This is a genomic window from Azospirillum sp. A1-3 (assembly GCF_023806445.1).
In the GTDB taxonomy this organism is placed as follows: domain Bacteria; phylum Pseudomonadota; class Alphaproteobacteria; order Azospirillales; family Azospirillaceae; genus Azospirillum.
This window is the reverse complement of record NZ_JAMSLU010000001.1, coordinates 1-24366: the sequence shown is the minus strand read 5'-3', so window position 1 is coordinate 24366 and position 24366 is coordinate 1. Positions and strand designations below refer to the sequence as shown.

The following is a 24366-nucleotide window of genomic DNA, read 5'->3' as shown; positions in this document are numbered from 1 at the left end:
CGCCCGCCATGGCCGATCCCCGTCCCAAGAAGGCTGGCGCCACTCCGGCGAAGAAGGCGGCGAAGAAGACTGTGACGAAGATGACGGGCAGGCGCCGCAAGCCCGCCGCCACTCCCTCTCCCCACCGCTCCGCCCGCGCCCGCTGGGCGACCTCGCTGGCGGGCGCGCTGGCGCTGGGGCTGGCCGGCTGGCTGCTGCTGCCGCGTCTGGCCGCCGCCTACGCCCCCCACCTGCTGCCGACCATCCAGGCCGACTGGAGCGTCCGCCTGCTGCCGCTGGTCCTGGCGCTGGCGGTGTGGATCGCCGTCAACCGCCGCATCGACGGCCGCGAGCGCGCCGCCAACGCCCGCCTGCTGGAGGCGCTGGCCGCCGGCCGCGACCCGGAACTGAAGGCCTCGCTGGAGGAGATCGGCGTGGTGCGCAAGCGCCTCGACGCCGTGCTGGCCCAGCTGCGCAAGCGGCGGGGCGGGCGCTATCTCTACCAGCTGCCCTGGTATCTGGTGATCGGCGCCCCCGGTTCGGGCAAGACCACCGCGCTGGCCAACACCGGCCTCGCCACCCCGCTGCTCAACGGCACCGTCACCGGGCCGCTGGCCGGTCTGGCCGGCACCCGCAACTGCGACTGGTGGTTCACCGACCGCGCCGTGCTGATCGACACCGCCGGCCGCTACACCACCCAGGACAGCCGGCGCGCGGTGGACGGCCGGGTGTGGTCCGGCCTGCTCGACCTCTTGAAGGAGCATCGCCCGCGCCAGCCCGCCAACGGCGTCCTGCTGACCGTCAGCATTCCCGAGCTGACCGGCTGGACCGATGCCGAGCGCCGCAATCACGCCATCCTGATCCGCCAGCGCCTGAACGAGCTGCGGGTGCAGCTGGGCGTCCGGCTGCCGGTCTATCTGCTGCTGACCAAGGCCGACCTGCTCGACGGCTTCGCCACCTTCTTCGATCCGCTGGACCGCGAGGCGCGCAGCCAGATCTGGGGCCTGACCCTGCCGGCCGCCGAACCGGAAAGCGGTCCACTTTCCGCCTTCCGCGATCTCTATGCCGGTCTGGTGCGGCGGCTGGACGAGCGGCTGCTCGACCGGCTGCACCAGGAGCCCGACATCCGCCGCCGCAGCGACGCCTTCTCCCTGCCGCTGCGGGTGGCGGAGCTGGAGCCGGCGCTGGCCGACATCGTCGACACCGTCTTCGGCTCCGAACAGGGCGAGGAGACGCCGCGCCTGCGCGGCCTCTACCTGACCAGCGCCACCCAGACCGGCGGCCCGCTCGGCCTGCTGGAGCCGGAGGCCGACGGCCCGGCCTCCACCTATTTCCTCGACCGGCTGCTGCCCGACATCGTCTTTCCGGAGGCCAATCTCGCCCAGGTCGACCGCGTGGTGGAGCGCACCCGCCGCCGCCGCAACGCCCTGTCCGCCGCCGCCGCCCTGCTGCTGGGTGCCGTCCTTGGCGGCTGGTGGCTGGTCAGCGCGCGGGGCAACGCCGCCCTGCTCGACCGCGCCGACGCCGGGGCCGCGGCGGTGGAGGCGGCGCTGCGCCCGCTCGACACGCCGCCGCGCGCGCTGACGCGGGTGGACGATGCCGACCCGGCGGCGATCCTGCCGGCGCTGGACGCCCTGCGCGCCCTGCCACACGCCTTCGAGGATGCTCAAAGTTGGGCCGATCCGGCGCTTGCCGGCGGCCTCTACCAGGGCGCCCGCATCGCCGTCCCGGCGCGGGAGGCCTACAGCCGCGCCCTGCGCAGCCAGTTCCTCGCCCGCATCGCCCTGCGGCTGGAGGAGCGGCTGCGCGCCGACTGGGCCTTGCCCGACCAGCTGCGCCGGACCCTGCGCCTTTACCGCATGGTCGGCGGGGCCGAACCGATGGATGCCGGCGCCCTGGCGGAATGGCTGGCGCTCGACTGGCAGCGCACGCTTCCCGGCCCTGCCAACGAGACGGCGCGCCGCGCCCTCGGCGACCATCTGGCCGCGCTGTTCGCCGTCGGCTTCGCCCCGGTCCCGCCCGACGAGGCACTGGTCGCCCGCGTCGAGGAGGTGCTCGCCGAATCGCAGACGCCCCCACAGTCAGCCCAGCCCAGCCGGGCCGCCCTGCCATGATGGGATCCTTCGGCACGCCGCGCGGCCTTGCCGCCGGGGTGGGCGCCGATCCGGTGATGGGCTTCCACGGCAAGGTCCCGGTGCGCGGCGATTTCGTCGGCCTCGGTCTGCCGCCGGCCGTGCTCGGCCCATGGGACCACTGGCTGTCGGCGGCGCTGGGCGAGGCCGCCAGCCAGCTCGGCGCCGAGTGGGAGTCGCTGTTCGCCCAGGCCCCGGTCTGGCGCTTCGCCCTGTCGGCCGGCCTGTGCGGCGCCACCCCGCTGATCGGCGTGTGGATGTCCAGCGCCGACCGCGTCGGCCGTCCCTATCCCTTCACCATCGCCGCCGGCCTGCCCGCCGGCTTCGACATCGCCGACGCCCCCGCCGCCTGCGCCGCGTGGCTGAGCCGGGCCGAGGCGCTGGCCGCCGATGCCTGCCGCGCCGGTGCCGATGTCGAGGGACTGCCGGCCCGCCTCGCCATCCTCGGCCGTCCCGAGCCGGAGCGCGTCGGCGCCGCCACCCGCGCCTTGCTCGGCCGCCTGTCCGGTCCCTTGCCCGCGGATGCCAGCCTGTGGTGGACCCGCGGCGCCGGCCGCATCGCGCCGTCCCTGCTGTCCTGCCCCGGCCTCCCCGCCGCCCCCCGCCCGACCGCCTTCCTCGACGGCGCCTGGACCCGCTGGGGCTGGGAGAACACCGGGGAGGAGTAGGGGGAACACAGAGGGCGGCCAGCCCCCCTGCGATGGCATTGCCCCCCACCCCATGCTATCCTTCCCACTGCCGCCCCGCCGCCGCGAGCGGTCCGGCACAGGCGAAACCCCCGTCACCGCTCGCAAGGGCGGAGCCGTTGTTTTCCCTGGGATCTTTGACATCGTTCAGAATGAAAACGGACCCAAAAACCTGACCGAGCCGACAGAGTCCCTCACCGCTCGATTCCAGGGCGAATCGCTGTGGACTTTGAACGGTTTGAGGGCGGGGCTGTAATCCGGAGCGGAAATGCTCCGGCCTCATTGAAGCAACGACGGATCGGCCGCACGTGCCGCCTGAATGTCGGTAATCCGGAGCGGAAATGCTCCGGCCTCATTGAAGCCCTGAAACGTGTTGCCAAGCGATGGCAGCGCGCCAGAGTAATCCGGAGCGGAAATGCTCCGGCCTCATTGAAGCCAGATGCGCTCGCCGCCGGCCAGCCGCACCAGCTCAGGCGTATTCCGGAGCAAAACACTCCGGCCTCATTGAAGCACGAGGCAGAGAACCTCTGACGCTGCTCCGTAGAGCCAGTACCCCGGAGCCGAAACGCTCCGGCCTCATTGAGTCATCTCGTTGTGGTAATCGCTGATGCCGAACAGCCCATCGCCCCCGGCATTACGGCCCCATAACCTCTTGCCTTGCCGGCCGCCGGGCGAGCGGCGCTGCAACACCGCCCAGCCGCTCCGCTGTTCCATCTGTTGCGCCATCGCCGGGCTCCGACGGCGGCCCGGCCACAGGCGGGCGACGAAAATCTCGTGCATCGCCAATGGCTTGGCGCCGGCCTGCAGCGCCGCTCTCCACCCCGTCGCCCGCTCCGTTGAGCGGATGAACAGGGTGCCGGAGTCTGTTTCACGCTGTTCCAACCCGCGACACCCGCCCGCCGCGTCCTGTCGCAGCGGGCGGGTGTCCGGCCAGGCGTTACCGCACCTCCGCCATCTCGCGGTCGAAGCGGGCCAGCGCCTCTTCCAGCCCCCATTGCACCCGCGCCTTCTCGCTGCGCTCCGTCACCGCGCGGCAGGCGTCCTCGCGGATCGGCGGCGTGCAGCCGGGAGCCGACCACAGGCTGTCGCCGGGCAGGAAGCTGTGCTCCAGGCTGGCGCGCGCCAGCCCGACCAGATCGGCATAGCCCAGCCCGAACTCCTTGACCGCGCGCTGCAGCTCGTTGGTCAGGTCGATCCTGCTGACGCCTTCATCGTCGGTGGACAGCACCACCGGCACGCCTGCGGCGCGATAGACCGGCAGCGGGTGGTTCCGGCCGCTGACGCCCAGGATCTTGTCGTTGCTGGTCAGGTTGATCTCCACCGCCACCTTGCGCCCGGCCATCGTCCGCAGCAGGCCCTGGGGATCCTCCTCATACATCACGTCGACGCCATGGCCGATGCGCTTGGCCCCGGCAATCTCCACCGCCTTGCGGATGTGGTCGCGCAGCCGCTCCGGCGGGACGAGGCCAAGCGTCAGCTCCCCGGCATGCAACGCGATGTTGGTGCCGGGATGGCGCCGTACCGCCTCCGCCACCATGCGCATGTGCAGGTCGTAGTCGTTCAGCGCCACCGGATTGTCCTCCGGCGCCACGAAGTTCAGGCCAACGATTCGCGGCTCCTGCGCTTCCAGCAGGGCGTTGAACAGGGTGGTGGCGAAGACCGGCCCCGACGCCTGCGTGCGCGCCACCTGCTGGAGGTAGCGCACCGACACCGCGCAGCCCGGACGCGCCGCCGGCGTGCCGCAACCCAGGACGGAGCGCATCCGCGCCTCGGCTGCGTCGATCTCCTGCCGCGCCGGGGCGACCAGCGCCGGCAGGCCGGCGGCGATCAGCCGGTCGCCAGTGCCCGTCAGGTCGGCCGCCGCCTGCGGGGTCCAGGGGAATGCCTTGCCGATGGCGACGGCCGGGCCGGTGCCGAAGGACACCATCAGCTCGACATGGCGCTCACCCTGGCGGCCGGCGCGGTCCACCACCTCGGCCAGCAGATCGCCGGTGGAGGAGGGGGTCGAGGAGGCAGCGGCACGGAACCGCCCGAAGGTGGCGAAGAACTGGTCGTGCAGGCTGTAGCCGGAGACCGGCAGCGCGTCGCGTGTCGACAGCGCGTCCAGCGCCACCGGATACAGCACGCTGTCGGCGGTCACCGCCGCGGCACCCGGCCGCCCGGCCTTGGCGTCGCAGGGCGCCTGCGCCGTCGGCGCCACCAGCGTGTTGGCCTTGACGTCGAAGCACAGCCCGGCATCCGCCGCCATCCGCATGTAGCTCTCGGCATAGACCGCACCGGTCAGGTGGCTGTGCAGGTCCGCCCCCTTGGGCATGCGGTAGAGGAACGCGCGCAGTTCCGGCGGGCTGGTCCGCACCGCCTCGAACCGCCGCGCCGCCGCCGTCCCCGCGGCATCGCCCCCTGCGGCGCCGCCCATTTCCGCCGTGGCGCAGCCCGCCAGCAGCAGAGTCGCCGCCAGCGCACCCTTCACGCCGCCCTTCACGCGCCCGATCATTCCCGTGTCCGACATGCACCCAACTCCTTATTCTCCTTTTGCGGGTATGCATGCCGTGATAATCGCGTGTGCGCAATGACCCAGCCCGGTGGACGGTTGCGGATCGAAAGGCTGTAGCGGGGCGGCAATTCCCGGTATGGTGCGGCGATCTTTTCGTGTTCCCGTCGACCCTGGAGCCGCCGCGATGACCGACACCCCCGCCCCGACCCTGCTCGACGCGGCCAAGCGTTTCCGCAGCAACGATCTGGCGGGGGCGGAACAGGACTGCCGGGCGATCCTGGCGACGGATCCGCACAATGCCCAGGCGCTGCATCTGCTGGGGCTGGTCGCCGCCCACACCGATCATCCGGAAAACGCGCTGGCCCTGTTCGCCCAGGCCATCGCGGAGAACGGCAACGACCCGTCCTTCCACAACAGCCGCGGCAGCCTGCTCTTCCAGCAGGCCCGCCCGGCGGAGGCGGAGGAGTCGTTCCGCGCCGGCCTCGCCATCAACCCGCGCCTGCCCGAACTGCACGGCAACCTCGGCAACGCGCTGAAGGCGCAAAGCCGGCTGGAGGAGGCGGCGGACTGCTTCCGCACCGCGCTCGACCTGCGGGCGCAAGCGCCGGAGATGCACCATTTCCTCGCCGCCACCCTGCGCGAGCTGGGCGATCTGGAAGAGGCGGAACGGCATTTCCGCACCGCGCTGGAGCAGGCCCCCGACTATCTCGACGTCCATTACAGCCTGGCGGAGCTTCTCTCCACCCGCGGCCGGCTGGCGGAGGCCGAGGCGGAGTTCCGCACCGTGCTCGCCGCCGCCCCGCGCTTCGTCCCCGCCCAGGTCGGCCTCGCCCATGTGCTGCAGAGCCTGGACCGCGCGGCCGAGGCCATCGAGGTGATCGAGGCGGCGCGCGAACAGGCGCCCGACCACCCGATGGTGAAGTTCACCCGCCGGCTGATCTATTCGAACGCGGTGCCCGGCTGGCACCTGCCGATGATCAACGATTTCGAGCGGAACGAGGCCTACAAGCAGTCGCTGGAACGGGCGGTGAAGCCCGATTCGCTGGTGCTGGAGATCGGCACCGGCTCCGGCATCGTCGCCATGATGGCGGCCCGCGCCGGCGCCAAGAAGGTGGTGACCTGCGAGGTCAACCCGATCCTTGCCCGCGTCGCCAAGGAAACCGTGGCGCGCAACGGCTTTGCCGGCCGCATCGACGTGGTGCCGCGCCTGTCCACCCAGCTGACGGTGGGCGACGGCGGCGACCTGCCGGAGAAGGCCGACGTCTTCGTCTCCGAACTCATCAACATCGGTATGCTGGCCCCGCGCATGCTGTCGGTGTTGCAGCACGCCCGCACCCATCTGGTGAAGCCGGGCGGCGCCATCATCCCGCGCGCCTCCACCGTCTACGCCATGCTGGTGGAGACGCCGGAGCTGGCCCGCATCAATCCGGTGGAGACCATCGACGGTTTCGACATGGGCAGCTTCGACGTCTTCCGCTCCCCCGGCTATCAGCAGATCGACCTCGGCGCCGACGCCCACACCCCGCTGTCCAAGCCCTTCACCGCGCTGGACTTCGACTTCACCCGCAACATGCCGGAGGAGGGCGAGCGGGTGATCGACGTGACCATCGTCACCGCCGGCACCTGCCACGGCGTCGCCTTCTGGTTCGACCTCTTCATGGACGACGAGGTGGTCTACAAGTCGGAAAGCCGCGCCCGCACCAACCACTGGAAGCAGGCGATGACCTTCCTGGAAAAGCCGATCGCGCTGTCGGCCGGCGACCGCCTGCGCATCATCGCCCGCTACGACAACAACCAGATCTCCTTCGGGGTGGACGGGCTGGCGGGGGGCAAGCAGGGGTAAGCGGGCGTGACCGAAGCCACCCCTTCCCGCCGCGCCATCGCCTCCTGGTGTCTCTACGACTGGGCGAATTCGGCCTATAACACCATCATCACCACCTTCGTCTTCGCGGTCTATTTCGCCCGCGGCGTCGTCGGCGATCCCGTCGAGGGCACGGCGCGGTGGAGTGCCGCCATGACCGTGGCCGGCGTCGCCATCGCGGCGCTCAGCCCGCTGCTGGGCGCCATCGCCGACCGGGCCGGGCGGCGCAAGCCGTGGATGGCGCTGTTCACGCTGGTCACCGTCCTGTTCACCGCCGCCCTCTGGTGGGTGCGTCCCGATCCGGCCGACGCCGCCTTCGCGCTCGCCTGCGTGGTCATCGCCACCGTGGCGTTCGAGTTGGCCAACGTCTTCTACAATGCCACCCTGCCGGGGCTGGTGCCGGAGCGGCTGTTCGGCCGGGTGTCGGGCTGGGGCTGGGGCATCGGCTATTTCGGCGGGCTGGCCTGCCTCGTCCTGGCGCTGGTCGGCTTCGTCAAGGCGCCGGCCCCGCTGTTCGGCCTGTTCGGGATGGAGTGGGCCGACTGGGGGCCGCAGGCCAATGTCCGCGCCACCGCTCTGCTGGCCGCCGCCTGGTACGGGCTGTTCGCGCTGCCCTATTTCCTGTGGGTGCCCGACGAGCCGTCCACCGGCCACGGTCTGCTGCGGGCGGCGCGCGAGGGGGTGGCGACGCTGGTCGCCACGCTGCGTCAGGTCCGGCGTTACCGCGAGGTGGCGCGTTTCCTGGTCGCCAGCGCCTTCTACCGCGACGGCATCAACACCATCACCATGTTCGGCGGCATCTTCGCCGCCGGCACCTTCGGCATGAGCTTCGAGGAGATCCTGGTCTTCGCCATCGCGCTCAACGTGGTGGCGGGGGCCGGGGCCATCGGCTTCGCCTGGATGGACGACTGGCTGGGTGCCAAGCCGGTGATCCTGATCGCCCTGGCCGGCATGGGTTTGTGCGGCCTGCCGCTGCTGCTGGCGACCGACCGGCTGTGGTTCTGGGTCTTCGCGCTGGGGCTGGGGCTGTTCTTCGGACCGGCGCAGGCGGCCGGACGGTCGATGATGGCGCGGCTGGCCCCGCCCGGCATGTCGGGCGAGATGTTCGGGCTCTATGGCCTGACCGGCCGCTTCGTCGGTTTCTTCGGGCCGCTGCTGTTCGGGCTGGCGACCCAGGCCTTCGACAGCCAGCGCGCCGGCATGGCGACGGTTCTGGCTTTCTTCGTCATCGGCTTCGGGCTTATGCTGGCCGTTCGCGAACCGGCCCGTTAGAAAAAGGGCCGCGTCAAAGCGCCGCACGTGAGACCATTCGAGGGCAGAGCTGTTACCTTCGTTTTTGCTGCGACGCACAAATGTCGAAGCCGAGGGGCACGGACCATGCTGCACATAAAAGACATCGAAGCCTTCGCCCGCATCAACGAGGCGCTGAACGACGAACCGGCCGAGACCGGGCAGACCGACCACGACACCGCCGCCGCTGCTCCCACTCATCCGGCGCTGGTGATGGCGATGCTGGCGACCGGCCGCCTTCCGCTGTCGGCGCTGTCGTCCTCCGGGCGGAAGACCGCCGACCCGCTGCCGCCCTGGGGCAAGAGCCGGTCCTGACGACATTCCCTCCGTGCGGGAAGCCGCGGAGATGGTGGGCAAGATCGACACGGATTTCACGGATGTGGCGTCCCTGAGCCTCAGCATTCGGGGCAAGCCGGCGCGTCCGCAAGATCAAAAAATCCGTGTCTAAATCCGTGACATCCGTGGAAATGTTGCCCCGGACGCCGCGACCTCCCCAGGCCCCCTGTTCCATCCCCCGCCCCTCACAGCAGCGACAGCTGATCCCCCGCGGCCGGCGGCACCCGGAAGCGGCTGCAGTCGAGCTGCCAGCTCCGATCGCCCAGCCCATGCTTGCGGCAGGCCAGCTTAAAGCGATGGCGCAGCAACTCGGCATAAGGGCCGGTGCCCTTCATCCGCGTGCCGAATCCGGAGCGGTAGAGCGCGCCGTCGCGGCTCTGCCGCATCAGGCTCAGCACGCGGTCGGCGCGGTTGGGCGCGTGGACGCGCAGCCATTCCTCGAACAGACCGGCGATCTCCAGCGGCAGGCGCAACAGGATATAGCTGGCGGCGCTCGCCCCGGCGCCGGACGCCGCCTCCAGGATCGCCTCCAGCTCATGGTCGTTCAGGGCCGGGATCATCGGGCTGGCGAGGACCGCCACCGGCACACCGGCCTCCGACAGAGCGCGGATAGCCTCCAGCCGGCGCGGCGGCGTGCTGGCCCGCGGCTCCATCACGCGGGCGAGGTCTCGGTCCAGCGTGGTGACGGAGAGCGCGACCGACGCCAGCCCTTCCGCCGCCATCGGCGCCAGGATGTCCAGATCGCGCAGCACCAGCGCCGATTTGGTGATGATGCTGACCGGCTGCTTGAAGTCGCGGCAGACCTCCAGCACCCGCCGGGTGATGCCCTCCGTCCGTTCGATGGGCTGGTAGGGATCGGTGTTGGCCCCCAGCGCCAGCGGCCGGCAGTCATAGGATTTCGCCCGCAGCTCCTTCGCCAGCAACTCCGCCGCGTTGCGCTTGGCGAACAGCTTGGTCTCGAAATCCAATCCGGGCGACAGGCCGAGATAGGCATGGGTCGGCCGGGCGAAGCAGTAGATGCAGGCGTGCTCGCACCCCTGATACGGATTCACCGACCGGTCAAAGGGGATGTCGGGCGACTGGTTGCTGGTGATGATCGACTTGGCCGATGCCGGCGAGACGGTGGTGCGGACCGGATCGGACAGCGCCTCGTTCCCGCCCTCGGCATAGCCGGTCCAGCCGTCGTCGGTGAGGACGCGGGTCTCGCGCTCGAACCGCCCGGTGGCGTTGCTGACCGCGCCGCGGCCCTTGATCGGGGATCGCCGTATCTCGTCCATGCCCGCAGCTTAGCCGCGGCAGACAAGAACGTAAAGCGAACAGAAAGGGGTGCGGCCGGTCTTTCGATCACCGGTCTTTCCATCACCCTACCCAACAAACATAAAGATATCTTTATGCTTGCATGGTTCCGATACCGCTGATACACCCTTGGCAAATTACAGCGGCAAGGCCGGGGATTCGAACCGGCCGGCCCGAATCACCACTGCCCACCAGGAGTCATCCCTCATGGCCGCCGAATTCACGGACTACAAGGTCAAGGACATCAGCCTCGCGAACTGGGGCCGCAAGGAGATCACCATCGCCGAGACCGAGATGCCGGGCCTGATGGCCCTGCGGTCGGAATTCGGCGACTCCAAGCCGCTGGCCGGTGCCCGCATCGTCGGCTGCCTGCACATGACCATCCAGACCGCCGTGCTGATCGAGACGCTGACCGCGCTCGGCGCCACCGTGCGCTGGTCGTCCTGCAACATCTTCTCGACCCAGGACCAGGCCGCCGCCGCCATCGCCGCCGCCGGCATCCCGGTCTTCGCCTGGAAGGGCGAGACGGAGGAGGAGTTCTGGTGGTGCATCGAGCAGACCCTGCGCGGTCCGGACGGCTGGACCCCGAACATGATCCTCGACGATGGCGGCGACGTCACCCAGATCATGCACGACAAGTATCCGGAGATGCTGAACGACGTCCGCGGCCTGTCGGAAGAGACCACCACCGGCGTCCACCGTCTCTATGAGATGATGAAGAAGGGCACGCTGAAGGTTCCGGCCATCAACGTGAACGACAGCGTCACCAAGTCGAAGTTCGACAACCTCTATGGCTGCCGCGAGTCGCTGGTCGACGGCATCAAGCGCGCCACCGACGTCATGGTCGCCGGCAAGGTCGCCGTGGTCGCCGGCTATGGCGACGTGGGCAAGGGCTCGGCCGCCTCGCTGCGTTCGCAGGGCGCCCGCGTCATGGTGACGGAGATCGACCCGATCAACGCGCTCCAGGCCGCGATGGAAGGCTATCAGGTCATCACCATGGACGAGGCCGCTCCGCTGGGCGACATCTTCGTCACGGCGACCGGCAACGTCGACGTCATCACGCTCGACCACATGCGGGCCATGAAGGACCGCGCCATCGTCTGCAACATCGGCCACTTCGACAGCGAGATCCAGATCGACGCCCTGCGCAATCTGGTCTGGGAAGAGGTCAAGCCGCAGGTCGACGAGGTCGTGTTCCCCGACGGCAAGCGCCTGATCGTCCTGGCCCAGGGCCGTCTGGTCAACCTGGGCTGCGCCACCGGCCACCCCAGCTTCGTGATGAGCGCCAGCTTCACCAACCAGGTGCTGGCCCAGATCGAGCTGTGGACCAACGCCGCCAACTACGAGAACAAGGTCTACGTCCTGCCCAAGCACCTGGACGAGAAGGTGGCCCGCCTGCATCTGGAAAAGATCGGCGCCAAGCTGACCGTCCTCAGCGACAAGCAGGCCGAATACATCGGCGTCAACGCCGCCGGCCCGTACAAGCCGGACCACTACCGCTACTAAGCGGTTGCTGGTTGATTGAGAAAGAAGGGCCGTCCCGTCGGGGCGGCCCTTTTTCTTTGCGTTACCTGGGAGATCAGAGTGGCAGCGTCACCGTCGCGCGCAACCCGCCCTCGTCGCGGTTCGCCAGGGTCACGTCGCCACCATGGCCGCGGATGATGCTACGGGCGGTCGACAGGCCCAGGCCGACGCCGCCGGTATCGCGGGAGCGGGAGCGCTCCAACCGGTAGAAGGGGGCGAAGACCTTCTCGAACTCCGCTTCCGGGATACCGGGGCCGTCATCGTCGATGTGGATGAGCGCTTGAGCGTTGGCGCCGTCGGCGCCGGTCTCCAGCCGGACGGTGAAGCCGCCGCCATACTTGATGGCGTTGTCCATCAGGTTGGCCAGCGCCCGGCGCAGCGCCACCGGGCGGCCTTCCGCCACCACATGGGCCGGGCCGTCGTAGAGGGCGCGGTGGCCGGCATCGACACGGTCGTCGCACAGGCTCTGCAGCAGGTCGGCGAGGTCGAAGCGGCCGCGCGGCTCGCGCTGGGCGTCGTCGCGGGCAAAGGCCAGCGTGGCGGAGATCATCGCCTCCATCTCGTCCAGGTCGGCCAGCATCCGCCGCTGCATCTCCGGATCGTCGACCAGCTCGGCGCGGAGGCGTAGGCGGGTGATCGGCGTGCGCAGGTCGTGGCTGATCGCCGCCAGCATCTGGGTGCGGTCGGCGACGAAGCGGGCGAGCCGCGCCTGCATCCGGTTGAAGGCGCGGGTGGCGGCGCGCAGCTCGCGCGGCCCCTCCTCCGGCAGGGGATCGGCCTGACCGTCGACGCTTAGCCGTTCGGCGGCGGCGGCGAAGCCGGCCAGCGGCGCCGTCACCCGGCGGGCGGCCAGCAGCGACACCAGCAGGATCACCGCGGCGATCGCGCCCATCCACAGCAGGAAGCGGACGATGCCGAAGGGACCGGCCAGCGGATCGCCGCCGGTGAAGCTGAGCCACGACCCGTCGCCGAGCCGCACCGACAGCCGGACATGCGGCCCCCAGCGCCGCGGCTCGTCGCCGCCCATGAAAGGGGGATGCGAATGGTCATTGCCACGGACCTCGCCACGGGGCGGGCGCTGGACCTCGACCAGGATGTTGCGGTCGGCGGTGTCAAGGGACTCGCCCAGCCGGCGCTTCAGTCCCTCGAACCGACCGCTGGAAACGGCGTCGGGTGACAGCGGCGGCGGGCGGTCGGGGCGCCATTCGACGCGCAGGACCGGATCGTCAATGGCGCGCACCACCCGCTCGCGGCCCGGCGGCGGCGTGCTCTCCACCAACTGGACGATGGCGGTGATGCGCTGGATCAGCACGTTGGGGCCGTGGATCGGCGGCCCCTCGCTGCGGTCGGTCAGGTAAACCAGCGCGCTGATCGCCTGAGTCAGCAGCAGCGCCAGCACCACCGTCAGGGCGATGCGCGCGGCGAGGCTGTCCGGGAAGCCGAGACGCAGGCGGCGCAGGCTGCGACGGCGGGCTAGCCGGGATTTCGCCGTCATCTCTTCCGGCTGCGCGGTCACGATGCCGATCCGCCGCTGGTGACGGTCGGGGTGAAGAGATAGCCGCCGCCGCGCACCGTCTTGATCAGCGCCGGCTCTGCCGGATCGGGTTCGATCTTGCGGCGCAGCCGGCTGACCTGCACATCGATGGAGCGGTCGAAGGGCACGGCCGAGCGGCCGCGCGCCAGATCGAGAAGCTGGTCGCGGGTCAGCACCCGCTGCGGATGCTCGACGAAGGCGACCAGCAGGTCGTACTCCCCGGCCGACAGCTGGACCAGCACGCCGTCGGGCGAGCGCAGTTCCCGCTTGGTCAGGTCGAGCGACCAGCCTTCGAAGCGCAGCACCGTGCCGGCCGCCGCCGGGGCGCCCGCCACCGGCGGGGCGGAGACGCGGCGCAGCACCGCCTTGATGCGGGCCAGCAGCTCGCGCGGGCTGAAAGGCTTCGCCAGGTAGTCGTCGGCGCCCATCTCCAGCCCGACGATGCGGTCGGTCTCCTCCCCCATGGCGGTCAGCATGATGACGGGGGTCTGCGCCGTCTGCGGCGTGGCGCGCAGCCGGCGGCAGAGCGACAGCCCGTCCTCCCCCGGCAGCATCAGGTCGAGGACGATCAGGTCGACGCGGGCGCCGTCGAGCGTGCGCATCATCTCCGCCCCGTCCCTGACCCCGGTGACCCGGAAGCCGTGCTTGGTCAGGAACTGGGCGACGAGGGAGCGGATTTCGCGGTCGTCGTCGACGACGAGGAGGTGGGGCGTGCGGTCCATGGCCCCATGATCGGGCGAGGCGCGTCGGGGGTGAAGGGGAAATATGTAACGCCCGGTTACGGGGCGGCCGGCGGTTACACTCTGTTACCAAATGACCGGTTTGCGGACATTCGACCGCAACGTTCGGCGCCCATTGTCTGGTCATCGGGACAGCGCCGGCGATGCGGCCGGCAAGGTCCCAACGGAATAAGCCCCCTCCATCCGGGGTTTAATCAGCACCGTGACCCACGGTCCAAACACTGAGGAGTTGTCACCATGAAACGCGCCCTTCTGACGTCCGCCCTGCTGGTCGCCGGTCTCGGCGTGGCCGTTCCGGTCTTCGCCCAGGGTGGCCCGCAGCCCGGCGGTCCCGGCATGGGTCCGGGCGCCGGCGGACCCGACCGCCACTTCGCCCGCATGTGCGAGGACCAGGAGGCCCGTCTGGCCGGCAAGCTGGCCTATGCGGAAAAGAAGCTGAACATCACCGAGCAGCAGCGCGCCGCCTGGACCAAGTTCGCCGACGCCGCCCGCTCCAGCCTGAAGCCGACGCAGGACCTGTGCGTCAAGTTCAAGGACCAGCCGCGCCCCGCAGCCCTGCCCCAGCGCCTTGAGCGCGCCGAGCAGATGATGCAGGCCCACCTGCAGCAGATCCAGACCATTCGCCCGGCGCTGACCGACCTCTATGGCCAGCTGACGCCCGACCAGCAGAAGCAGGCCGACCGCATGCTGAACCAGGGTCCGGGCGGCATGGGTGGCCGGATGGGCGGTCATCATGGCGGCCATATGGGTGGGCACATGGATGGTCATATGGGCGGCTGGGACCATGACGGCCCGCGCCATCACGGCATGGGACCGGGCGGTATGATGGGTCCGGGCGGCATGGCTCCGGGAAAGGGTCCGGCGCCGGCTCCGCAGGAGCAGCCCAAGTAAGGACGTAACAGACAGGCTCCCGGCGGCGACCCCAAGCCCCCCAACGCAGCCGCCGTGAGACCATGGGCCGCCGAATCCCCCTTCGGCGGCCCTTGTCGTTTTTGGGAGAGGGAGAGTAGGCCATAAAGACAAGCCGCCGCTTGCATTGCGGGCCTGCGCACCCCAAAGCTTAACCCCATGATTTCGTCGATGGCTTCGGCCTCTCACGCTTCGGCGGGCGGCGGTCTCGGGCGGGGGGGCCGTGTGGTCGCCGTGCTGGGGCCGACCAACACCGGCAAGACCTATCTGGCGATCGAGCGCATGCTCGGTCACCGGTCCGGAATGATCGGCTTTCCCCTGCGCCTGCTGGCGCGGGAGAATTACGACCGCATCGTCTCGATCAAGGGAAAGAACGCCGTCGCGCTGGTGACGGGGGAGGAGAAGATCCTGCCCCCCAACCCGTCCTATTGGGTCTGCACCGTCGAATCGATGCCGCTGGACCGCGCCGTCGATTTCCTGGCGGTGGACGAAATCCAGCTCTGCGCCGATCCCGAGCGCGGCCACATCTTCACCGACCGGCTGCTGAACGCCCGCGGCATGGTCGAGACGATGGTGCTGGGGTCCGATTCGATGCAGCCGATGATCCGCCGGCTGGTGCCGAAGGCGGAGTTCATCAGCCGGCCGCGCTTCTCCCAACTGACCTACGCCGGCTACAAGAAGCTGACGCGCCTGCCGCCGCGCTCGGCCGTCGTCGCCTTTTCCGCCACCGACGTCTACGCCATCGCCGAGATGATCCGGCGCCAGCGCGGCGGCACCGCCGTGGTGCTGGGGGCGCTCAGCCCGCGCACGCGCAACGCGCAGGTCGGGCTCTATCAGGCCGGCGAGGTGGACTATCTGGTGGCGACCGACGCCATCGGCATGGGGCTGAACATGGATGTCGACCATGTCGCCTTCGCCCGCATTGTCAAGTTCGACGGCTTCGCCCCCCGCCGCCTGCGCCCCGCCGAGGTGGCGCAGATCGCCGGCCGCGCCGGGCGCCACATGCGCGACGGCACCTTCGGCACCACCGACGAGGTGGGGGAGCTGGACGCCGATCTGGTCAACCGCGTCGAGAACCACGAGTTCGAGACGGTCAAGACGCTGTCCTGGCGCAACAGCGACCTGCGCTTCGACACGCCGGGCTTCCTGTTGAAGTCGCTGGAGGAACGGGCGCCGATCAATGAGCTGTCCCGCGTGCGCGAGGCCGACGACCATCTAGCGCTGCAGGCGCTGGTGCGCGATCCGGAGATCATGGACCTCGCGCGCGGCCGGGATGCCGTGAAGCTGCTGTGGGAGGTCTGTCAGGTCCCCGACTTCCGTAAGGTGCTGTCGGATGCCCACACCAAGCTGCTGGCCCAGGTCTTCCGCAGCCTGCGCGGACCGCTGCGCCGGCTGGACGACGACTGGGTGGCGAAGCAGATCGCCCGGCTCGACCGGACCGAGGGCGACATCGACGCGCTGGTCGCCCGCATCGCCCACATCCGCACCTGGACCTACATCTCCAACCGGCCGACCTGGCTGAAGGACCCGCTGCACTGGCAGGAACGCACCCGCTCCATCGAGGACCGGCTGTCCGACGCCCTGCACGAGCGGCTGACGCAGCGCTTCATCGACCGCCGCTCCGCCACGCTGTCGCGGACGCTGAAGGACGGGCGGTCGCTGCTGGGCGGGGTGCGCGCCGACGGCGAGGTGGTGGTGGAGGGGCATGTCGTCGGTCGGCTGGAGGGCTTCCGCTTCGTCCCCGACGCGCCTGACCGCTCCGACGAGGCGAAGTCGCTGCTGACGGCTGCCCGCCGCGCGCTGCGGGATGAACTTGCCAAGCGGCTGCGCGCCTTCGAGGCGGAGCCGGACGATGTCTTCACGCTGGGGCCGGACGGGGTGCTGAGCGCCGACAATCTGCCGGTGGCGCGGCTGGCGGCCGGGCCGTCGGTGCTGGCGCCGCTGGTGGTGCCGTTCGACGAAGGCATGCTGGATCAGGCCCAGCGCGAACGGGTGCGGGCGCGGCTGGACCGCTGGCTGAAGGACCACATCGCCGCCCGGCTGAAGCCACTGTTCGCGCTGTCCACCGCCGAAGGGCTGTCGGGAGCGGGGCGTGGGCTGGTCTTCCAACTGGTCGAGGGACTGGGGGTGCTGCCGCGGGCGCCGGTCGCCGACATGGTCGAGCGGCTGGAGCGCGAGGACCGCAAGGCGCTGACCAAGCTGGGCGTCCGGCTGGGAGTGTCGCACCTCTATCTGACGGCGCTGGCCAAGCCGGCGGCGGTGACATTGCGCGGGCTGCTGTGGGCGGTGGCGCAAGGGCATTCGCTGCCGGTGCCGATCCCGCCGCCCGGCCGCGTGTCGGTGGAGGCACCGCCTGTGCGGGAGGGTGGCGCGCCGCCGGCCTTCTGGGAAGCCATCGGCTATCCGCTGGCCGGCGGGCGGGCACTGCGCGTCGATATGCTCGACCGGCTGGAGACGGAGTTGCTGACCGCGTCCAAGGCCAACGCCCCAATCCGCGAAGTGGCGCTCGGCCAGCGCGTCGGCCTGTCGGCGGAGGAGCTGGGGGTGGTGCTGACCGGGCTGGGCTATGTGCGGATCGTCGCCGAGGATGGGGCGGTGACCTGGAAGCGGAAGCGGCCACCCAGGCAGCAGCAGGGGAACCGACAGCGGCGCGAGCGGCCGACGAACGAGGACCACCCATTCGCCAAGCTGCGGCAACTGTCGAGGATGTGAGGGGGGGGGTGGCGACGGGTGCCCCCTCCCTAACCCTCCCCCACCATTCGGTGGGAGAGGGGACTGCCGCCGTTTTGGGGCGTGCTCCCTCTCCCGCAAAGCGGGGGAGGGTTGGGGAGGGGGCATGACGACCCCACAAATCATGAACGAGATCAACACACGGAAACGCCCATGAGCAACACCGCCGGCAACACCGACACCGAAGACTCCACCCCCGGTCGGCTGCGGATCGACAAGTGGCTTTGGTATGCGCGCTTCTTCAAGACGCGCAGCCTCGCCGCCAAGCTGTGCAACGATGGGGGCGTGCGACTGTCGGGGGCGGTGGTGACCAAGGCGCATGCGGCGGTGAAGCCGGGCGATGTGCTGACCTTCGCCCAGGGACGACATATCCGCGTCATCAAGGTGGTGGCGCTGGGAAGCCGGCGCGGGCCGGCGCCGGAAGCCCAGGCGCTGTACGAGGATCTCGCCCCGCCGGTTCCGGAAGAGCGCTTGCAGGACCCTTACCGCGCGCCGGGCGCCGGGCGGCCGACCAAGCGCGACCGCCGGGCGATCGATGCCCTTCAAAGTGAGACCGATTAAGCGGCCGTTCTGATTGTTGCTCGAAAAAAGTGAGACCGCCTCTTAAACGGAGGCGGGACCACCCCCATCTGGCAAAGCTGGACAACAGACCAGATGCGACAAGCGAGCACGATCATGAGCGAGAAGACCCGACCTTCGAGCCTTTCCGCCACCTCCACCGGAATGCGGGGCGCCCGCGCTGCCACGGCGGTGGCGGTTGCCCTGGTGATGGCGCTGGCCGCCGGCACCGCCGACGCCCGCGCCGGCAAGAGCAGCTCTTCGGGCAGCCGCGGCAGCCGCACCTATGACGCGCCGGCCGCCACCAGCACCGCGCCGAGCGCGGTGTCGCCGATGGAGCGCTCGGCCGCTCCGCAGGCCTCTCCGGGCATGCAGCGCCCCGGTTCCACCGCCCCGGCGGCGGCGCCGTCGCGCGGCTTCTTCGGCGGCGGCTTCATGTCGGGCCTGATGGGCGGCCTGATCGGCGCCGGCATCGGCGCGATGCTGTTCGGCGGCGGCTTCTTCGACGGTTTGGGCAGCTTCGGCGGCATCCTGGGCTTCATCCTGCAGATCCTGCTGGTCGTCTTCCTGGTCCGGCTCGCCATGCGCTTCTTCCGCAACCGCTCGCAGACTGCCAACACCGCGGCGTCCGGCGGTCCGCTGGGCGGGAACCGGCCGGCTTATGCCGGTGGTCCGCTGAATCGCGACTCGGCGGATGTCGGCTATAACCCGGTTGGTGGCCCGGTTGGTGGTATGGGTGGCGGCAACGCCGGCCCGGCCCAGCGCCGTCAGGCGGCTGACGAGATCGGCATCCAGCCGGCCGACTTCGAGGCGTTCGAGCGGCTGCTCGTCACCGTCCAGACCGCCTACGGGCGCGAGGATGCCGACGCGCTGCGCGCGGCGACGACGCCGGAGATGTTCGCCTACTTCGGCGACGATCTGGCGGAGAACCGCAACCGCGGCGTGGTCAACAAGGTCAGCGACGTCCGCCTGCTGCAGGGCGATCTGGCCGAGGGCTGGCGCGAAGGGGCACAGGAATACGCCACCGTCGCCATGCGCTTCTCGCTGATCGACGTCACGGTGGACCGCGCCAGCGGCCGGGTGATCGAGGGCAACGCCTCGCAGCCGACCGAGGCGACGGAGCTGTGGACCTTCGTCCGCCCCCGCGGCGGCCAGTGGCAGCTGTCGGCGATCCAGCAGACGCACTGACGACTCGGTCTTCCCAATGCGAAACGCCCCGGCCGGTTGGCCGGGGCGTTTTCGTTTGCGTTGAAGGCGGCTTATGCCGTCGGCAGCACCACTGCGTCGGCAGCCCGGAAGCCCAACCGCACGGTTTCGCCGGGAACGAAGGCGGGCTCCTGGCCCAGATGCGGCATCTGCACGGTCAGGCCGCCGTCGAGGAAGGCATTGACGAAGGCGCCCTCGAAGTCGCTGTGGCTGACGCGGGCGGTCAGGCTGTTGTCGCTGTCGCCCGGCGCCAGACGTTCCGGCCGGACATAGAGGGTGGCACGGTCTCCAGCCGACAGCCCGCGCGGGTTGCGCCCGCGCAGAGGGCCGAAGGCGGTGTCGAGCATCGCCCAGCCATCCGCCGCCTGGGTGACCGAACCGGAAAAACGGTTCGACTCGCCGACGAAGGACGCGACGAAGGCGGTTTCCGGATGGTCGTAGATGGTCTTGCCGTCGCCCACCTGCTCCAGCACGCCGCGCGACATCACGCCGATGCGGTCGGACATGGTCAGGGCCTCGCCCTGGTCGTGGGTGATGTAGATGAAGGTGACGCCGGTGCGCTTCTGCAACTCGCGCAGCTCGGCGCGCATGTGCTGGCGCAGCTTGAGATCGAGCGCGGAAAGCGGCTCGTCGAGCAGCAGCACCGCCGGCTCCACCGCCAGCGCGCGGGCGATGGCGATGCGCTGGCGCTGGCCGCCGGACAGGTCGGTCACCCGCTTGTCCGCGGTATCGGGCAGCGCCACCAGCTCCAGCAGTTCGCGGACGCGGCGGCGGCGGTCGGCCGAGGGCACGCCGCGCACCTCCAGCCCGAAGCCGATGTTGTCCGCCACCGTCATCAGCGGGAACAGGGCCAGGTTCTGGAAGATCAGCGCGGTCGGCCGCTTGTTCGGGCCGATGCCGCGCATGTCCCGGCCGCCGATGCGGATGACGCCGTCGGTCGGCTCCATGAAGCCGGAGATCATGCGCAGGATGGTGGTCTTGCCGCAGCCGGAGGGCCCGAGGAAGCTGAAGAACTCCCCCGCCCCGATGGTCAACGATACGTCGCGGACGGCGACGGTGTCGCCGAACCGCATGGTGACGTGGTCGAGTTGGACGTCTTGGCTCATGGCCTCTTCTGTCTGCGGGTCACGCCGCCAGGAAGCGGTCCTGGTACTCGTTGCGGATCGAGACGTACCACGCCTCCTGGATCGGCCACCACCACAGCTTCTGCAGCGCGTCGCCCGGATAGGCGTCGGCGAAGAACTGCTTGTTCAGGTCGGTCAGGTGGGCCTCGGCGCCGACCGCGGTGCTGGAGATGCCGGAATGGTTGGTGTAGAGCGCGCCGGCCTGGGGCGTGTAGAACCAGTTGATCCAGGCATAGGCGTTCTCCAGGTTCTCCGCCTTCTTCGGGATGGCGAATCCTTCCATCCAGGCGAGCGCGCCTTCCTTCGGCGCGACGAAGCGGACCGGCAGGCCTTCCTTGCGCAGGGCCACGGCGCTGCTGTCCCAGGTCTGGCCGATGACGCAGCCGTTGGTGCGGAAGGCGCCCTGGGCCTCGTTCTCGTTGGTCCAGAACTGGGCGACCGACTTCTTGTTGGCGGCGGCCACCTTCAGGATGGCGTCGAAGTTGGCGCGCGCCTTCGCCTCGTCCTTGAACTGGTCGCGGACGGGGTGCGGCAGCTTGCCCTGGCTTTCCAGCCACAGCGCGATGCCGATCAGCGCCGAATGGCCGCGCACCGTCACCTTGCCGGCATTGGCCGGCGCCCACAGGTCGCCGTAGCTGGCGGTTCCGTAGGTCAGCGGCGCCTTCTTCATGTCGTAGGCCAGCGCCTCCGTCCCCCAGTCGGCCGGGGCGAGGTAGCGCTTGCCGCCGACGACGCCGCCCATGCCGGCGGAACCCTCGACCGACGACTTCAGGCAGCCGTCCCACTTCACCTTCGATTCGTCGAGCGGCTGCACCAGCTCGTATTCGACATAGTTCGGCACGCGGTCGACGGTGGGGTGGATGATGTCGAAGCCGGCGCCGCCGGTGGCCTTCAGCTGGTTCAGCAGCTCGTCGTTGGTGCCGTATTCGGTCAGGGTCGCCTTGACGCCGGTCTTCTTCTCGAAATCGGCCAGCATGTCCGGGCTGATGTAGCCGGCCCAGGAGAAGATCTTCACCGAACCCGACGCCGCGCGGCCCTCGCGCAGGATGAAGGGGCCGACCGAGGCGACACCGGCGGCGGCAGCGGCACTTTGCAGCAGCAGGCGGCGGGTGAAGCTCTTGGCGGCGCGCTGGGTCTCGGCGCTGGACCGCTGGGACTCGGTCTGGGCGTGATCGATCCCCATTAGATCAGTCTGGGACATGACGTCCGGTCTCCCTGGCTCTTGGATGGCGTTTTGTCAGGTTCCCGCGGCGGCGGCTTCGCGCAGCCCCGTTTAAGGCGGAAAGTGTGCCTGAGACAAAAGCCGTCCGTCCATGGGGGAAGATGAAGCTCCGCCAAACTTCATAGAGCCGTCACATCACGTAGAAGCGCGCCTTCACTGTCACGCCTTCGGCGCCGCGCAGGACGGTGCGGTTGCGGCCGCTGCGCTTGGCGAAATAGAGCGCCTCGTCGGCCTGGGCCATCAGGGCGTTGACCGAGTCGGTGTCCTGGTCCAGGCACATGCCGATGCTGACGGTGAAGCCGAAGCTGGACCCGCTGCCGGTCTCCACCATCAACTCCGCGGTGGAGCTGCGGATCGCCTCCACCCGCGCCAGCACTGCATCCAGGTCGGCGGCGGGCAGGCACAGGCAGAACTCTTCCCCGCCCAGCCGGCCGAGGAAGCCGCCGTCGGGCAGTTGGGCGGCGCAATGGTCGGCGAAGCGTTTCAGCGCGAGGTCGCCGTTGCTGTGGCCGTGGGTGTCGTTGATCGTCTTGAAATGGTCGATGTCGAACATCGCCACCGCCAGCGGCGAGCCGGTCTCCTTCGCGGCGCGGTAGGCCTGTTCCAGCTGCTCCATGAAATAACGGCGGTTCAGCACGCCGGTCAGGTAATCGGTGTGCAGCATCTCCACCATCACCCGGTGCATGCGGGTGATGCGCTCTCCGGCGCGGACGCGGGCGCGCAGCATCGACAGGTCGATCGGCTTGGCCAGGAACTCGTCGGCGCCGGAATCGAAGGCCTCGATCCGCCGGGCCGTCTCGGTGTCGCCGGTCATCAGGATGGTGAAGGTGCGGTGCTGGTCGTCCTCCGCCCGGACATGCCAGCACAGCTCCAGCCCGGTCATCACCGGCATTTCCAGATCGGTGATGAGGATGTGGATGTCGTGGCTGCGGTAGAGCGACAGCGCCTGCGCCCCATCCTCCGCAAGCAACACACGGTAACCGTTGCTTTCCAGATCTGTCCGGATCAGGTCGCGAAAGAAATTGGAATCATCGACGACAAGAATATTCGTTTCCACCACAACACCCACGCCGTCCGCAAAGATTCCGTGCGCGCGGACCTTAGCAAACTTCCCGTCGTGATGGGATAGCGGCGTGGCGACACGTCGCGGTTGATTAGGTGGTTTCTTGAGCGATTAATTGGCGGGTCGAACGAACTTCAGCTTTCGAGCATGCGCCGCAGCAGTTCGACATCCTCGGCGAAGGACGGATCGGTGGCGCGCAACTCGTCCACCTTCTTCACCGCATGCATGACCGTGGTGTGGTCGCGACCGCCGAACTTGCGGCCGATCTCCGGCAGGGAGCGGGCGGTCAGCTGCTTGGCCAGATACATGGCGATCTGGCGCGGGCGGGCCACCGCGCGGGCGCGGCGGGCGGAATGCATGTCGGCGACGCGGATGTTGTAATGCTCCGCCACCCGCTTCTGGATCTCGTCGATGGTGACGCGGCGGTCGTTGGCGCGCAGCAGGTCGTGCAGAACCTCCTGCGTTGTCTCCAGCGAGATGGAACGGCCGACCAGCTCGGCATGGGCGACGATGCGGTTCAGCGCCCCTTCCAGCTCGCGCACGTTGGACGTGATCTTGTGGGCGAGGAACTCCAGCACCTTCAGCGGGATGCTGGCCTGGAGCGCGTCGGCCTTGGCCTGGAGGATGCCCAGCCGCAGTTCGTAGGTGGTCGGGTGGATGTCGGCAACCAGCCCCCAGCCGAGGCGGGAGCGCAGCCGCTCCTCCATGCCTTCCAGGTCGGACGGACTCTTGTCGGCGGAGATGATGACCTGCCGGTTCTGGTCGACCAGCGCGTTGAAGGTGTGGAAGAACTCCTCCTGCGTGGAGTCCTTGCCACTGATGAACTGAACGTCGTCGATCATCAGCACGTCGACCGAGCGGAATTGCTGCTTGAAGGCCATCGTGTCCTTGAAGCGCAACGCCCGGATGAACTGGTACATGAACTTCTCGGCCGAGAGGTACAGCACCTTGCGGTTCGGGTCGTTCTTGCGGATCTGCCAGGCCAGCGCGTGCATCAGGTGGGTCTTGCCCAACCCCACCCCGCCATAGAGGAACAGCGGGTTGAAGGTCACGGTGGTGGCGTCGGCGACGCGGCGGGCGGCGGCATGGGCCAGCTCGTTCGGCTTGCCGACGACGAAATTCTCGAAGGTGAATCGCGGATCTAACGCCGCCGACAGGTCGGAGCGGTCCTCCAGAATCGCGGGGACGGCGTTCGGCGATTCGTCCGACGCCCCGCCGTAGGAGGCGGAGGTGTAGACGGTCGACGGCGCCGGTTCGGCGGAGGACGGCGGCAGCGGACGGGGAGCCGGGCGGGAATCGCCGGCACGCGAGTCGAAGCCGCGCTGGGCCGAAGCGGCGCGACCATCGTCGCGGCCCCCATCACGGCCCCCGTCCCGGCCGTCATCACGGTCGTCGTTGTCGGCGACCAGCGCCGCCGGCGGGTTGGTGGAGGCGACGATGACGTCGATCGACTGGACTTCCGGATTCTCGCCGGACCAGAGGGCGCGGATGCGGTCGGCATAGTGGGTCAGCACCCAGTCGCGCATGAAGCGCGTGGGCACGACGATGCACACCTCGCCGCCGACCAGGCTGGCGACGGACAGCGGCTGAAGCCAGCTCCGGTAGGCGATCTCGCCCACCTCTTCCTTCAGGCGTCCGCGAATGCGCGCCCACTGCTGATCCAACGACACGCCGACCGACAT

The 24366-nt window shown here is 69.5% G+C and carries 19 protein-coding genes; 10 read left to right on the top strand and 9 right to left on the bottom strand.

The genetic code is table 11. The annotated features are described in order from the left end of the window. The first annotated feature begins 8 nt into the window (after nucleotides 1-8). A complete protein-coding gene (gene tssM / locus M5E06_RS00090) occupies nucleotides 9-2093 on the top strand; it encodes a type VI secretion system membrane subunit TssM (protein ID WP_252136715.1) in 2085 nt (694 codons plus the stop codon). Next, entirely contained in the window at nucleotides 2090-2779 is a 690-nt protein-coding gene (gene tagF, locus M5E06_RS00085) for a type VI secretion system-associated protein TagF (RefSeq protein ID WP_252136714.1), read from the top strand. Before tssM ends, tagF begins: the two co-directional genes overlap by 4 nt. Before the next feature lie 594 nt (nucleotides 2780-3373). Here the strand turns inward: tagF and M5E06_RS36020 are convergent. Together M5E06_RS36020 and M5E06_RS00080 are read right to left on the bottom strand one after the other, a co-directional pair. Further along, nucleotides 3374-3679 (bottom strand): hypothetical protein, encoded by a 306-nt coding sequence (locus M5E06_RS36020; RefSeq protein ID WP_502801950.1) that lies wholly within the window; start codon nucleotides 3677-3679, stop codon nucleotides 3374-3376. A gap of 55 nt (nucleotides 3680-3734) precedes the next feature. Beyond that, the gene (locus tag M5E06_RS00080) at nucleotides 3735-5306 is read right to left on the bottom strand and encodes an adenosine deaminase family protein (RefSeq protein ID WP_252136713.1); all 1572 of its coding nucleotides are present in this window, start codon (nucleotides 5304-5306) and stop codon (nucleotides 3735-3737) included. A 169-nt stretch (nucleotides 5307-5475) separates the two neighbouring features. On the opposite strand from M5E06_RS00080, the gene M5E06_RS00075 reads away from it, so the two are divergent. From M5E06_RS00075 to M5E06_RS00065, 3 genes are all read left to right on the top strand, one after another. Then, nucleotides 5476-7134, top strand: a complete 1659-nt coding sequence (locus M5E06_RS00075; RefSeq protein WP_252136712.1) for a tetratricopeptide repeat protein — start codon at nucleotides 5476-5478, stop codon at nucleotides 7132-7134. 6 nt (nucleotides 7135-7140) lie between these two features. Beyond that, nucleotides 7141-8424, top strand: coding sequence for an MFS transporter (locus tag M5E06_RS00070; RefSeq protein ID WP_252136711.1), 1284 nt, complete (start codon nucleotides 7141-7143; stop codon nucleotides 8422-8424). 105 nt (nucleotides 8425-8529) lie between these two features. Next, on the top strand, nucleotides 8530-8757 hold the full coding sequence (locus M5E06_RS00065; RefSeq protein WP_252136710.1) for a hypothetical protein: 228 nt from the start codon (nucleotides 8530-8532) through the stop codon (nucleotides 8755-8757). A gap of 206 nt (nucleotides 8758-8963) precedes the next feature. Here M5E06_RS00065 and M5E06_RS00060 read toward each other — a convergent pair whose 3' ends face one another. Further along, the gene (locus tag M5E06_RS00060) at nucleotides 8964-10055 is read right to left on the bottom strand and encodes a PA0069 family radical SAM protein (protein WP_252136709.1); all 1092 of its coding nucleotides are present in this window, start codon (nucleotides 10053-10055) and stop codon (nucleotides 8964-8966) included. A 226-nt stretch (nucleotides 10056-10281) separates the two neighbouring features. On the opposite strand from M5E06_RS00060, the gene ahcY reads away from it, so the two are divergent. Then, nucleotides 10282-11580, top strand: a complete 1299-nt coding sequence (gene ahcY / locus M5E06_RS00055; RefSeq protein WP_136704957.1) for an adenosylhomocysteinase — start codon at nucleotides 10282-10284, stop codon at nucleotides 11578-11580. 73 nt (nucleotides 11581-11653) lie between these two features. Here the strand turns inward: ahcY and M5E06_RS00050 are convergent, their stop codons facing one another. Together M5E06_RS00050 and M5E06_RS00045 are read right to left on the bottom strand one after the other, a co-directional pair. After that, nucleotides 11654-13114 (bottom strand): ATP-binding protein, encoded by a 1461-nt coding sequence (locus M5E06_RS00050; protein ID WP_353654309.1) that lies wholly within the window; start codon nucleotides 13112-13114, stop codon nucleotides 11654-11656. Continuing rightward, entirely contained in the window at nucleotides 13111-13854 is a 744-nt protein-coding gene (locus tag M5E06_RS00045) for a response regulator (RefSeq protein WP_252136708.1), read from the bottom strand. The genes M5E06_RS00050 and M5E06_RS00045 overlap by 4 nt, the downstream gene beginning before the upstream one ends. Nucleotides 13855-14109: 255 nt before the next feature. Here M5E06_RS00045 and M5E06_RS00040 point away from each other — a divergent pair, with 255 nt between their 5' ends. The 4 genes from M5E06_RS00040 to M5E06_RS00025 all read left to right on the top strand — a co-directional run bounded on the left by M5E06_RS00040 (nucleotide 14110) and on the right by M5E06_RS00025 (nucleotide 19257). Next, nucleotides 14110-14763: a Spy/CpxP family protein refolding chaperone gene (locus M5E06_RS00040; protein WP_252136707.1), complete on the top strand. Its 654-nt coding sequence runs from the start codon at nucleotides 14110-14112 to the stop codon at nucleotides 14761-14763. A 189-nt stretch (nucleotides 14764-14952) separates the two neighbouring features. After that, entirely contained in the window at nucleotides 14953-17493 is a 2541-nt protein-coding gene (locus M5E06_RS00035) for a helicase-related protein (RefSeq protein WP_252136706.1), read from the top strand. Between the two features lie 171 nt (nucleotides 17494-17664). Next, the gene (locus M5E06_RS00030) at nucleotides 17665-18072 is read left to right on the top strand and encodes an RNA-binding S4 domain-containing protein (protein WP_252136705.1); all 408 of its coding nucleotides are present in this window, start codon (nucleotides 17665-17667) and stop codon (nucleotides 18070-18072) included. A gap of 114 nt (nucleotides 18073-18186) precedes the next feature. Further along, nucleotides 18187-19257 (top strand): Tim44 domain-containing protein, encoded by a 1071-nt coding sequence (locus M5E06_RS00025; protein WP_252136704.1) that lies wholly within the window; start codon nucleotides 18187-18189, stop codon nucleotides 19255-19257. Nucleotides 19258-19328: 71 nt separating this feature from the next. Here the strand turns inward: M5E06_RS00025 and M5E06_RS00020 are convergent, their stop codons facing one another. The 4 genes from M5E06_RS00020 to dnaA all read right to left on the bottom strand — a co-directional run. After that, nucleotides 19329-20381 (bottom strand): ABC transporter ATP-binding protein, encoded by a 1053-nt coding sequence (locus M5E06_RS00020; RefSeq protein WP_252136703.1) that lies wholly within the window; start codon nucleotides 20379-20381, stop codon nucleotides 19329-19331. Between the two features lie 19 nt (nucleotides 20382-20400). Beyond that, nucleotides 20401-21600 (bottom strand): extracellular solute-binding protein, encoded by a 1200-nt coding sequence (locus tag M5E06_RS00015; protein ID WP_252136702.1) that lies wholly within the window; start codon nucleotides 21598-21600, stop codon nucleotides 20401-20403. A 151-nt stretch (nucleotides 21601-21751) separates the two neighbouring features. Beyond that, nucleotides 21752-22678, bottom strand: coding sequence for a GGDEF domain-containing protein (locus M5E06_RS35805; protein WP_252136701.1), 927 nt, complete (start codon nucleotides 22676-22678; stop codon nucleotides 21752-21754). Between the two features lie 140 nt (nucleotides 22679-22818). Further along, nucleotides 22819-24366 (bottom strand): chromosomal replication initiator protein DnaA (gene dnaA / locus M5E06_RS00005; RefSeq protein ID WP_252136700.1); only part of this gene is annotated, 1548 nt, incomplete at its 5' end.